This window comes from Sphingomonas kyeonggiensis, from assembly GCF_014196745.1.
In the GTDB taxonomy this organism is placed as follows: Bacteria; Pseudomonadota; Alphaproteobacteria; order Sphingomonadales; family Sphingomonadaceae; genus Sphingomonas; species Sphingomonas kyeonggiensis.
Map to the genome: position 1 here is coordinate 61448 of NZ_JACIEH010000005.1, position 12299 is coordinate 73746.

The window sequence follows — 12299 nt, forward strand, 5'->3', positions numbered from 1 at the left end:
CCTGTGTCATGCTTCCAAGCTGCATAGCGTACCTTTCATGGAACAGGAGCGCTTTCGCGCGGCTGAACGGTCTGTTTCGCTGCTTCCTCTGCACGATTCTGCTCCTCAAGCAATGCAGGCAGGTTGCGCTCGATCAGCCGGCTGGGATCGTACCAGGACTGGGCGGAGTCGAGCAGCTGGCGGAAGGGCGCGCTGATCCGCACGTTGAACACGAAGGGCAGCTTCGCCAACCGGCGGATCAGGAAGTTGGACCGGGTCCCCTTTCCCTGGCTGACGCCCGAGAAGCTGATGTCGGTGATCATCTCGCCCGCCAGCGGCCCGTTCATCCGGACGGCCAGGTTCCTGTAGTCGAGCGACTTCAGCGCCTGGAACGCCATGTTCCCCCAGAAGCCGACATCGTTGCGGGTGACCTCGCCGACATAGGCGATGTGCCCGCCGCTCCGGGCATGCAGCTCGCCACCCTCGATCCGCCCGCCGCTGGCGTCGAAGATCATCGGCAGCGTGCCGTCGAACACGCCGGTGGCATCGAGATTGTCGAACGCCATCTCCTTCAGGAACAGCGCGGCATCGACGCCCTTCACATGAAAGGTCAGCCGGCGCTCGCCCTTCTCGCCAAAGTCGAGGACGGTGGGATCGAGGACCAGCTCGCCGCCGGCAAACGGCCAGCGCCCGGCCTCGACCTGCACCCGGGTGGCATCGAGCAACGCGTAGCGGACCAGGCCGTCGCGGACCGGCACGCCGGGATTGACCACCCGGACGCTCGCCTGCTGGCCGGGCGCGGTGCGCAGGTTGAGCAGGTCGGTGAAGTCGAGCTGCGTCGTCAGCCCCTGCACCGGGCCGAACGCCGCGCCGAGATCGAGATCGGTCGCGGTGAAGCGGCCGGTGCTGGTCACGCCGTCGCTGTTCCAGGCGAAGCGCCCCGAACCGGCGACGAGCCCGTCGACATCGGCGATCACGCCATAGGTGAGCGAGGTGAGCGCATTGGGCTGGAGCCCGTCGGTATGGAAGGCGATGCCGGGCACGTCGAGCAGCGCCTCTCCCGCGCCGCTCGACAGGTCGTGGCTCAGGGTCACGCTGCCCACCGGCACCTGCGGCACGGGCGCGACGAGGCCGGCCCGCGCAGTGATCTTGCCGTCATTCAGCGTCAGGGTGGCGTCGTGGCTGGCCAGCGGCTCGAAGCGCGGCTTCACATTGGCGTCGGCAAGCGCATCGGCGAGCGTGAAGCCGCCCTTCAGCGATAGCGCCCCATCCTGGAACGCCCAGTCGCCCTTGCCCTCGGACAGGAGCAGCGGCACCGCGCCGATCTGCCCGCCAAGGCCCTCGAAATTTCCGGCCAACCCCGAACCGTAGCTGCCGGTCAGCGCACCGATGTCGAGACGCGTCGGCGTCTCGGTGCCCAGGCGCAGCGCGGCATTGGCTATCGCGAAGCTGCTCGATCCGAGATCGAGCTGCGCCGTGTCCGCCGAGAAGCGCAGCGGGCTGTCGCCGATCCGCCCCTCCAATTCGGGCTTCTGCGTGCGGATGCCGCCCGAAACAACCCCGCCCTTCCAGCGCAGCATCGCCGGCCCGACCGGACACAGCGCGAGACGGTCGCCGTTCACCACGAGGCTGGACACGGCCACGCGCGAGAAGCTGACCGGGCTGCAACCGGGATTCACCTCGACCCCGCGCCCATCCCAATGCGCCTGGAGCGGCATCGACAGGCCCTCCACCCGCCCGCCACTGACCGGTCCCGACAGCGTCGCGACGGTCCGGACCGAGCCCGCCATGCCGCGCATGCTGAAATCGAGCCTGGCGAGTTCGAGCCGCGCATCGCCCGCCGCATAGGGCCGGACATAGCCGGTGCCGCGCAACTCCGCGCTGCCCGCGCGGCGCGACAGCCGCACCATCGCATCGGGGAGCCCGCCCCCGCCGAGCGAGAGCTGCCCCTCCAGCGAGACGCCGCCATCCGGGAACCCCAGTGCGACCCCCGCCCCCTGCCCGAAGCGCAGGCGCGCGCCCGAGCGCGCCGCAATATCCACATCGGCCAGATGCAGCCGACCCTCGTCACCCCGGGTGCCGAGGTCCACGCCCGCCGAACCGCCAAAGCCGCGCCCGGCTTCCCGCAGCGCGCGCGCCAGCTGCTGGACCAGCGGCGCGACGGGGGTGCCCCGGCCGTTATTCGCAAAGCCGGCGATGCGTTGAAGCGAAGCCGGGGGAAGCGCCCCGTCCTCCACCGCGACCCTGCCCTGGAATGTCGTCGCGTCCCCCAACGCATATCGACCGGACAGCGTCGCCGCACTGGCCTTGATCTCCTGCGTGGCCAGCTCGCGGGCACGCAACGAAAGGCTTCCCTGCGTGCGCAGGCGATCGCCTGCGAAGTCGATGCTGCCGCCCAGCCCGTCCAGCCGCCCGGCCGGCGCCTCCAGCACGGCCGCGCCCACCCCGGCTCGCCCGTTCCAGCGCGCCAATGCCGGATCCAGCGATGCCTTCAGGTCGATGCGAGGCTGCGCGACATGTACCTCCCCACAGGCGACCTGCGCTGCCTGGGCGGGACCTTCGAGAGCCGGCGCGCCCCTGCGGATCCGCACCCGCATCTGCGACGCGATCCCCTCGACAATGCATCCCGAGGATCGCAGCCGCGCCGATCGCGCACGCAGCATGCCCGCGAACCCGTCGCTCAACATTCCCTTGCCGCTCAGGCCAAGCTCGACCTGGCCCATGTCGCTGTCGAGCCGGAGCTGCGCATCCCGCACATCGACGATCAGACGCGGCAGCGCGAACGGCTTGCCCGACGGCGCCGGCATCAGCTTGTCGATCGCACCCAGCGAAAGCGCGCCGTCGACGATCCGCCCGCGCATCCGGACCGTGCCGGTCCGCACCACCAGCACTTCGGCCCGCCAGGGAGAGAGCGAGGTGCGCAGCTCGATCCAGTCCGCCGTCAGGTCGGGGTTGCGCGGATCGCCGATCGACAAATTGGTCAGCCGCTGCTGCCAAGGCGACAATTGCTCGATCTCGTAACGGGCGGGAACCCCCAGCCGGGCCAGCTCACGATCGACGAAGCTGCGCGCGATCGTCCGCCGCTGGAGCCAGGCCGCCGTCGCGAGCACCGCGACCAGGGCCAGCACCGCAACCGCGGGCCGCCGCCAGCGCCGAAGCCGGCGCGGCACCACTGCCACGTCCTCTCCAGCGCTCCGGTCTTCTTCGCTACGGTTCACACCCGCTCCAACTCACCTGCGCCCATATCGTTGCGGGGCCGCAATCACCCAGAGCCATTTCGCCGTATCAAAGTTCGGGATTGAAGGCGAGCAGCGCGGGGCCGCCCGTGAAACGCAAGCGGCGGAGCGCGCCGGCGATCCCGGTTCTGGCGCAAGAAGCGGAGTTCGCCCTGCCCTGGGCGATCCTACGGATGGCGCCGTTCACATTCACGGAGCCCTTATGCACGATCCCCATGTTACGCCTCATGTCACGATCGAACCCTCGATCCTCTATCTCGGTACGCCGGTGGTCCTCGTCAGCACGCTGAATGCCGATGGCACTGCCAACCTCGCGCCGATGTCGTCGGCCTGGTGGCTCGGATGGCGGTGCATGCTCGGGCTGCAAACCGCATCGCAGACGCCGCAGAACATGATCCGTACGGGACAATGCGTGCTCAACCTGGCGTCACCGAGACAGGCCGATGCGGTGAACCGACTGACCCGCTTGACCGGCACCAAAGCGGTACCCGAGCTGAAACAGCGGCTGGGCTACACGTACGAGCCGCGCAAGTTCGAAGCGGCCGGCCTCACCCCGATCGCCTCGCAGACCGTGGCCGCGCCGCGCGTGCTGGAATGTCCCATCCAGCTGGAAGCCGTCGTCGCGGCACGTCACGACATGATGAGCGACGATCCGCAGGTCGCGGGCCTGATATCGGCCTTCGAGGTGCGCATCACCCGCGTTCACGTCCACCCCGATCTGCTCATGGACGGCCATGAGAACCGGATCGATCCGGCCAAGTGGCAGCCCATGATCATGAACTTCCAGAAGCTCTACGGCGTGTCGGAAGCCGAGATCGTTCCGTCCCGCCTTGCGGAGATCGACGAGCGGATCTACCGCATGCCCGATGTCGACCGCGCGCGCGAGGCGATGCTCGAAGCTGCCGAATGATCGGAAGCGCGCCACCTGATCCCAGGAGGCCGCGCGACGCACGGTGCCCGGTCAGCTGGCGTTGGACCAGGTCGAGAGGATCACCTCCCGCTCGACCTGGTCCGCATTCTGCAGCCTCAGCTTCCAGGCCCCCTTGGCGACCGGGCGATCGACGAGGATCGATCGGAACATCTGGCTCGCCTCGGGCTTGCCGGTCAGGTTGGTCCCCACCACCGCGCCCTTGTCGTCGACCAGCGTCACCGACACGCTGCTCGCAGCGGCAAAGGTCAGGCCGAAATTCCGCCCGTCCTTGACCGGAATGGAAACCTCCACGGCCTTGCCCGGCTCGACCTTCACGATCTTCGAGAAATCCGGCTTCGAGAAATCCGGGCCCGCAGGATCGGTCTGCCCCGCCTTGCCGAGCAGCTCGAGACAGGCAAATGCCAGGTCGAGCGCATATCCGCCACCGCCGGCGCCCTGCATCAGCGCGGAAAGCTTGCCGCGCACGCCGGGCTTGCCGCCGGTCTTCTCGCCAGCCGGTCCGACGCGGAGACGCGGCAGCACGAACGAGGAGAAGACCGGGGTGCTGATCATGTCGGTGTGGAAGACAGGTTGCGTCTCATTGTCCTCGATCGTCCAGATCGCCGAGGCCGGGGCGACGACGCTGTCGTTCATGGTCAGCATGTAGCAGACCGGCGTCATCGGGTTTCCGGCGAGAACGGAGAATTTCACGCCCTTGCGCGCGGTATGGACCGCGTTGAACTTCTCCACCACGCTCGGCCGCAGCTCGCGCAGCGCCTCCATCGATCGCCCGTCGAATTCCAGCGGCGCGCTGAGCAGGTCGGCGCAGCGGCTGCCCATGTTCGGCGTGCCGAGCATCACCAGATGCGCGACCTGCGGCTTGCCGTCCTCGTAGCTCGGCATCGATGCATGGATGTAGCGCCGGCTGATCAGCCCGCCCATCGAATGGGCGACGATGTCGACATGCCAGGCGTTGCGATCCTTCTGGGCATAATTGACATAGTTTTTGAGCTGCTCGGCATTCTGGTCGATCGAATAGGTCGGCCCCAGATTGCCCATTTCCTCACCGGTGTTCATCTTGCCGTGCTGGGGCTGCTCGCCGACCGGAAAGGCCTTCCAGTCATAGGAATGGGAGGTCGTCAGGATGTTCTGCCAGGTCTCCCACGCCTTCCAGTTCGACCACAGGCCATGGACCAGCAGCAGCGGCTTGGGCGCGACCTTCAGGTTGCGCGTCTTCTCGTCGACCTTCTTGCCCTTGTCCTCGATCTCGGCCCGGATCCGCTGGACCAGCCGGGGGCGCCCGTCATCGTACCAGGCATAGCCGGAGCTGTCCCAGGTGAAGGTCACCTCGCGCTCCTCGCCGGCCGGCACCGAGACCGAGCTTTCCTCGATCAGCCCGTCGGGCTTGGCGCCGTCCCATTTGTCGCCCTTGTAGGTTTCCTTGAACTTGACCGTCGCCGCCTTCTCCTCGGGCCCGTCATTGGCGACGGTCGCGGTGACCCGGACAAGGTTGCCGTCGATCGTGCCGACCTGCTCGGTGATCTCTTTCCAGGCGTTCCAGGTGGGGAACTTCATGTCCTCGAACTTGAGGTCGACCAGGCGCAGCGCGCCGCCGCAGCGCCGCAGGTTCCAGCTCAGCGTCTCGGTCGCCCCCAGCAGCGAGACCGAATGGCTGCCGGAGAGCTGGTCGGGTGCCGAAGGTGAAACGCGGTCGGTACCGCTGCTCGAGAAGCGCACGCCGTCGATCGTGGTGGGCGTATCCGGCACGCTGAGGCTCTTGCCCTCACGTGCGGTGCACTGGCCGCTATAGCTGGACGAAGAGGAGCCTGAGCTGATCCCCTGTACCGAAGGCAGCGAGATGCCGACCCGGTAGGTGCCGTCCGAATCCAGGCCGACGCTGACATCGGCCTCCTCGCCATTGCCGCTCGCCCGGACCTGGCTCTGGTCGACGAAGCTGCCCGACATGGCGCGCATCGTCTTCTCGTGCGGGCAGATCCGCCGGTCGTTCGAGCTCTTGGTCTCCTTCGAGACCGAGCTCATGCTGATGTTCGCCCTGGCCAGGCTGATGTCGGGATCGGGCGTCGCACGGACGGAAACCTGTGCCGTGTAGTTCGAGTTCATCGACCAGTTGGACGTCTCCGTCCCGGTGCCGGAAACCCGCTGCACGGTCTTGGAGCTGGAGTTCGCATAGGTCCGCGAATATCGGACCGATCCCGCCCAGCCGCCGGCGCACTTGCCGGCAGCGGCCGCCGGCATTCCGGCCGCGACCGGAAGCGTGGCGCTCGACAGCATCAATCCGATCGCGAGCGTCGGCAGGGTCCGCAAGACGGTCATTCGGGTCCTCGTTGGTTGTGGAGCCAGACGTGCAGGCACCGGCGTTCGGCCTGTCCCTTCCCGCAAACCGCACCGCTTCCGAAGCGAGGCTCTACCAAGCAGGCCCGCCACGCGACGAAGGCGGCTGGCAGAGACGGGCCGCGGATCGACCAAGCCGTCCCTTCCTGCGTCCAAGGTGGACGCCAGGCGCATCGGAACGCAGTATGGAGGGGACATGAACTCGAGACCCGACTTTCGTCAGGCCGCCACGCTGATCGCCGCGACCTGGATCCTGACGTCGATCTTCCTGACGATCCCTTTCCACCTGTTCCGCGGTGGCGTGGGGCTGAACCTCGTCATCTCGCTCCTGCATCTCTGCATTGTCGGCTCGACGCTTTCGCTGGGGGTCTATTTCGCGGTGCGCGCTGCGCGGACGCGCAGCCGGCTGATGCGGTTCCTCGTGGTGGGTGCCGCGGTGGTGGTCGCCGCGGCGCTGCTCTCGATGTCGGAGGCGCTGATCTCGGAGGTGCTCGACGCCTATTTCCCCAAGGCGGCGCGGCCGGCGCCCTTCGCCTATCGCGCGACCAATGCCTTTGCCGCGCTGGTCTGGGAGTTCGCGCTGCTCGGGACGGCCTTCTCGCTACTCGATGCGAACAACCTCGCCCGCGAGCGCGAGCGCGAGCTGGCCCTGGCGCGGGAGAAGGCGACGCAGGCGGAGGCGGCGGCGAGCGCCGCGCGGCTCGCGGCGCTACGCTATCAGTTGAACCCGCACTTCCTGTTCAACACGCTGAATGCGATCTCCTCGCTCATCGTAACACGCGAATATGGCCCGGCTGACGCGATGCTCGGTAAGCTTTCCGAATTCCTCCGAGCCACCCTATCCTCCAACCCCGACGCGCTGATCGCGCTGGAGGACGAGCTTGCGACGCTCCAGCACTATCTGGAGATCGAAAGCGCGCGGTTCGAGGAGCGGCTCGAAGTCGTCTTCGTCTGCCCGCCCGAACTCAACGGCGCGCTCGTGCCGAGCTTCGTGCTGCAGCCGCTGGTAGAGAATGCTATCAAATATGCCGTGGCGCCTTCGGCCGAGCCGGTGGTGGTCAAGGTCGAGGCCGCGAGCCATGGCGGGTCACTTGTGATCTTCGTCGAGGACGACGGCACCGGCGGGGAAACTCCCGCAAAGCCGGGAACGGGCGTGGGCATACCCAATGTGCGGCAGCGACTACAGACGCTCTATGGGAGCGAGGGCACCCTCGAGACCGCTCGGCGCGAACGTGGCTTCGTCTCGATCCTGCGCATGCCCCTCACCCACCGTCCCGCCCAATTGCCGGAGCAAGCCGCATGACCCAGCTGCGCGTACTGCTCGTCGATGACGAGCCGCTGGCGCTCCGCCGGCTCTCGACGCTGTTCGCGGACATCGACGATGTCGATATCGTCGGCACCGCCGCCACCGGCCGCGAAGCCGAGGCACAGATCGCGGCGCTCGGTCCGGACCTGGTGATGCTCGACATTTCGATGCCGCAGAAGAGCGGGCTCCGCGTCGCCGCCGACCTGCCGAGCGAGGACCGGCCGGAAATCGTGTTCGTCACCGCGTTCGAGCAATATGCACCGGATGCATTCGAGGTCGAGGCGGCGGATTATCTGCTCAAGCCGGTGCGCTTCGACCGGCTACGCCAGGCGATTGAACGCGCCCGGCGCCGCAGGACGATGCGCGACGCCGTGGACAGGCTGGCGGCGATGCCGCTGCCCGATGCCCCGGCGCGCGAGGACGCGATCTGGGTACAGGTGTCGAACGGGCGGGTCCGCCTGCCGATCGAGCATATCGAGTGGATCGAGGCGGCGAAGGACTATGTGATGCTGCACACCGCCACGCGCAGCTACATCCACCGCATCTCGATGACCGCGCTCGAGCAGTTGCTCGATCCCGAGGGACTGACACGGGTGCATCGCTCGGCCTTCATCCGGCTCGGGCTGGTGAAGGGGGTGCAGCGGCTCGGCAAGGGACTGATCGCACTCGAGATGCGCGACGGCGCGGTGGTGCAGGTCGGCCCCAGCTATGTAAAGGCAGTGCTCGCACGCCTGGGACTGGCGCGCGAGCCCGCCTGAAACGCTAGCGGCGCCTGAACGTCCAGCGGCTCGGTCCGCTGACGAGGTGGAGCGCCCCACCCTGCACCGTCATCGCATAGCGTTCGCTTGCCGCGGCGATCACGCCGCTCCCCTGCTTCCCACAGGAAGACCGCCAGCTCTCGGTTCCGCCGGCAATGGCGAAGACGAGCGCGCTACCCTCCAGCCGTACCGTCCCACGCTTCTCCTGCGTCGTGGTACGCGTGCAGCCGCCATCTTCGGCATGCCGCCGGGTAATCGTCCAGTCGAAGCGCCCGTCCTGCCCGATCGCCATCGTCATCGAGCGGGTCACGTCCATCGGCACGGGCTCGGTGACGATCGCGGTCCGCGTCATCGATCCATAGCCAGTGGTGCCGCCAAGGCTGGTACCCGCTCCCACCCCGACATTGGGCTGCAGCTTGATGCGGGGGACGAGGACGAGCTCCTTCCCCTGGCTGGACTGGGACCATTGGCCGGCAATATCGGCAAGCCCGGGCGCCGGACGCGGCGCACCGGAGCAGGCAGCCGCGACGGCAAGGGCGAAACCTGCGATTCTCAGCATGGATGCTTCTCCTAGATGACGTGCCTGGCTGGCTCGGGGCCTTGCCACCCGCCACCGGATTTCGCCGAAAGCCGCCCCGGGTTCGTCAGACCGCTCCGCCGCAACCGCGGCGGACTTCATCGCGCGCGCGTCACCCCGTCGCCTTCCGATGCGGATAGGTCGCAATCAACCGGCCAAGGGCGGTCCGGCGGACTAATCCGGCGTCGAACCGAACCACGACCCATCCGAGGAACCGAGCATGCACACCCCGATCCAAGCGGCGAGCCTCGCCGGCGCGCTTCTGCTTTTCGCCCAGCCGGCATCCGGCCAGACCGTCCGCTACACCGACAACCTCCCCAAATCGGCCGAGGCTGAAACGCTGCGGGTCGCCTACAACAAGTTCGGCGAGGCCCACTGCAACGACTGCGAAGGCAGCGTCAGCTTCGATGGCAGCCCGAAGTTCGAATATGACAGCTTCAGCGGCCAGTATGAGGAGCGCGCCCGCCGCGCCGGCACCTGGGCCGTGGGGTACGTCCATCGCTGGAAGGGCAAGGAAGCGACCGGGACGATGACCGTACTGTCCGAGGAGACCATCAGCGGCTTCAGGTGCAAACGGCTCCTGTACAAGCTGGTACGCGGCCAGATGTCCGCCGAACGCCCAAGCCTGATCTGCTTCGGCCTCGCCAACAGCTCTTCCTCCAAGGAGAACTGGCACGAAATCTACTGATGATGGAATTTTGACCGGATCAATCAAAATTTTCTCAGAAATGGCATTTCGTCACATCTCTTCCACATAGCGCCCCTAGCGAGGCCGCGCTTGCCATCGGCAAGTCGCGTGGCGCGTAATGGTGAGTGGGAGCAGGACATGGCGATCGATCGCAGGAGTTTCATCCTGGGAGCCTCCGGCGTCGCCGCAGCGGAACGTGCCGCCGCCACCGGCCTGGGCCGATCCGCCGGGCGCGGATCGATCCAGGACATCGAGCACGTCGTGATCCTGATGCAGGAGAACCGCTCCTTCGACCACTATTTCGGCATGCTGCGCGGCGTCCGCGGGTTCGGCGATCCGCGCCCGGTCACCCTGCCCGGCGGCAAGCCGGTCTGGGCGCAGCGCCGTGCCGACCGCGACGGCGGGCAGATCGCCTGGCCCTTCCGGCTCGACTACAACAGCAGCAACGCGCGCTGCTTCACCGGGCTCGACCATAGCTGGAAGGACAGCCAGGCGCGGTGGCGCAACTGGGACGTATGGGCGGACCAGAAGGGCCCGCTGACCATGGCGCACCTGACCCGCGAGGACATCCCCTATTACTATGCGCTCGCCGACCAGTTCACCATCTGTGACAGCTATCACTGCTCGCTGCAGGGACCGACCGGCCCCAACCGGCTCTACCATTTCACCGGCACCAACGGCCTGAGCGTCGGCCAGGAGGGCGAATATTGCGTCACCAATGGTGGCAGCGACCCCAATCCCGGTGCCGACATGGCCAAGGACGACGACAGCGAAGGCCTGCCCTGGCGCACCTATGCCGGGCGCCTGGAAGAGGCGGGCATATCCTGGAAGGTCTATCAGGAACTCGCCAATTATTCGGACAATCCGCTCGGCTATTTCAAGGAGTTCCGCAAGCTCGACCGGGCCTCGTCGCGGTACAGGCGCGGCCGCGCCTATGTCGACTGGATCGACGGTGTGGCGCCCCAGGATCCCGAGAAGACCCAGGCCAGGCACTTGATCGCCGCCTTCGCCGCGGACGTCGCCGCGGATCGCCTGCCGGCAGTGTCGTGGATCGTCCCCATGATGCAGATGAGCGAGCATCCCGACGCGCCGGTGCCGTTCGGCGAAGTGCTGATCGGCAGCCTGGTCGCCGCGCTCGCCGCCAATCCCAAGGTCTGGGCCAAGACCGCCTTCATCCTCAACTATGACGAGAATGACGGCTTTTTCGACCATGTCCCCGCCCCGATGCCGGCGATCGCGCCGCAATATGGGGCGAGCAATGTCGACGTGCGCAGCGAGACCTATCAGGGCGAGCCGGTCGGCCTTGGCCCGCGCGTGCCGATGATCGTGATCTCGCCCTGGACGCGCGGCGGCTGGGTCAACTCGCAGCTGTTCGACCACACTTCGGTGCTGCGCTTCCTCGAGAAGCGCTTCGGCGTGGCCGAGCCGAACATCTCGCCCTGGCGCCGATCGATATGCGGCGACCTGACGTCGATCTTCGACTTCGACGTGCCGCTCAAGGCCCGGCTCGACACGCGCTGGGCGTCGTCGCTGCCCTCGGTCGCGACCTATGTCGAGGAGACCGAGAAGCTGTGCAGGACGGCTCCGCCGCCGAAGATCGCGACCGGCACGGGCGTACCCGTCCAGGAGCCGGGCACGCGCCCGGCACGCGCCTTGCCCTATCGCCTGAACGTCGAGCCGGCCTGGAGCGACGCCGGCCTGACGCTTCGCTTCGTCAACGACAGTCCGACGGGCGCGGTCTTCGGCGTGCAGGACGAGACCGCCTTTCCCGGCTGGCGCTATTTCACCGTCGCGGCGAACTCGCGGCTGGAGGAGCAATGGTCGCTCCGCCACGACCGGCCGCATGCGCTGGTGGTGCGCGGCCCGAACGGCTTCCAGCGCGAGTTCCGCGGGAACGGAGCCCCGCGGATCGAGGCGGCGATCAGCTGGCAAGGGAATGCCGGCACGCTGCACCTGGTAAACCGTGGCGCCGAGCCGGTGACGCTCTCGACCCATTGCGCGCACAGCGGCACCAACCAGCAGGCAACGGTTGCGGCCGGTGCAGAGACCCAGCTGACGGTCAGCCTGCCCGAGCATCGCTGGTACGACCTGCTGCTCACCGGCCCCGATGGGACCCGTCTGCGGCTAGCCGGCCATGTCGAGACCGATCGACCGAGCATCAGCGAACCGGCTGCGCGGTTTCCGCACCCGGCCTGAGCCGGAACCGCATCCTACACGGAGCACCGGAACGACTCGCCAAAGATCGCCAAGGTTGCACATGCACGTGTTTCGATGGCCCTCGAAAAGTGACACGATCCGCAGGAACGCGCCGCATCGCGCAATATCCTTGCGCGTGCATGATCCTATTTTTCCAACGGGTTGAAAGAGCGGCGGCGCAAGAGCCCGACCGCGCGAGCAAAACAGTCGAAATCCTACATTGCAAGCGCCGCCCGAACACCGGGCCGGCTGTCATAAGCCTGTTGCGAAGCGCGCCTAGGGGCTCCGCTCGACAAG

Annotated in this window: 8 protein-coding genes; 5 read left to right on the forward strand and 3 right to left on the reverse strand. The window is 67.3% G+C overall.

Annotated features, from left to right (window positions below):
- Positions 1–35: 35 nt before the first annotated feature.
- Positions 36–3197, reverse strand: a complete 3162-nt coding sequence (locus tag GGR46_RS25885) for an intermembrane phospholipid transport protein YdbH family protein (RefSeq protein WP_184000465.1) — start codon at positions 3195–3197, stop codon at positions 36–38.
- Positions 3198–3417: 220 nt separating this feature from the next.
- Between GGR46_RS25885 and GGR46_RS23205 the strand changes: the two genes are divergently transcribed.
- A complete protein-coding gene (locus GGR46_RS23205; RefSeq protein WP_184000466.1) occupies positions 3418–4125 on the forward strand; it encodes a flavin reductase family protein in 708 nt (235 codons plus the stop codon).
- 51 nt (positions 4126–4176) lie between these two features.
- Here the strand turns inward: GGR46_RS23205 and GGR46_RS23210 are convergent, their stop codons facing one another.
- On the reverse strand, positions 4177–6459 hold the full coding sequence (locus GGR46_RS23210) for an esterase/lipase family protein (protein ID WP_184000467.1): 2283 nt from the start codon (positions 6457–6459) through the stop codon (positions 4177–4179).
- Positions 6460–6673: 214 nt separating this feature from the next.
- On the opposite strand from GGR46_RS23210, the gene GGR46_RS23215 reads away from it, so the two are divergent.
- Together GGR46_RS23215 and GGR46_RS23220 are read left to right on the forward strand one after the other, a co-directional pair.
- The gene (locus GGR46_RS23215) at positions 6674–7780 is read left to right on the forward strand and encodes a sensor histidine kinase (protein ID WP_184000468.1); all 1107 of its coding nucleotides are present in this window, start codon (positions 6674–6676) and stop codon (positions 7778–7780) included.
- Positions 7777–8541 (forward strand): LytR/AlgR family response regulator transcription factor, encoded by a 765-nt coding sequence (locus GGR46_RS23220; RefSeq protein ID WP_246426331.1) that lies wholly within the window; start codon positions 7777–7779, stop codon positions 8539–8541. Before GGR46_RS23215 ends, GGR46_RS23220 begins: the two co-directional genes overlap by 4 nt.
- A gap of 4 nt (positions 8542–8545) precedes the next feature.
- Here GGR46_RS23220 and GGR46_RS23225 read toward each other — a convergent pair whose 3' ends face one another.
- Positions 8546–9100, reverse strand: coding sequence for a hypothetical protein (locus GGR46_RS23225; protein ID WP_184000469.1), 555 nt, complete (start codon positions 9098–9100; stop codon positions 8546–8548).
- A 238-nt stretch (positions 9101–9338) separates the two neighbouring features.
- Between GGR46_RS23225 and GGR46_RS23230 the strand changes: the two genes are divergently transcribed.
- Positions 9339–9806 (forward strand): hypothetical protein, encoded by a 468-nt coding sequence (locus tag GGR46_RS23230; protein WP_184000470.1) that lies wholly within the window; start codon positions 9339–9341, stop codon positions 9804–9806.
- A gap of 108 nt (positions 9807–9914) precedes the next feature.
- Positions 9915–12002 (forward strand): phosphocholine-specific phospholipase C, encoded by a 2088-nt coding sequence (locus GGR46_RS23235; RefSeq protein ID WP_343058325.1) that lies wholly within the window; start codon positions 9915–9917, stop codon positions 12000–12002.
- The last annotated feature ends 297 nt before the right edge of the window (positions 12003–12299 follow it).

What these genes read in the sequence shown, in the direction of transcription:
- GGR46_RS23205 (WP_184000466.1), top strand. Translation starts at nt 3,418, where the DNA reads ATGCACGATCCCCATGTTACGCCTCATGTCACGATCGAACCCTCGATC.
- GGR46_RS23210 (WP_184000467.1), bottom strand. Translation starts at nt 6,459, where the DNA reads ATGACCGTCTTGCGGACCCTGCCGACGCTCGCGATCGGATTGATGCTG.
- GGR46_RS23215 (WP_184000468.1), top strand. Translation starts at nt 6,674, where the DNA reads ATGAACTCGAGACCCGACTTTCGTCAGGCCGCCACGCTGATCGCCGCG.
- GGR46_RS23220 (WP_246426331.1), top strand. Translation starts at nt 7,777, where the DNA reads ATGACCCAGCTGCGCGTACTGCTCGTCGATGACGAGCCGCTGGCGCTC.
- GGR46_RS23225 (WP_184000469.1), bottom strand. Translation starts at nt 9,100, where the DNA reads ATGCTGAGAATCGCAGGTTTCGCCCTTGCCGTCGCGGCTGCCTGCTCC.
- GGR46_RS23230 (WP_184000470.1), top strand. Translation starts at nt 9,339, where the DNA reads ATGCACACCCCGATCCAAGCGGCGAGCCTCGCCGGCGCGCTTCTGCTT.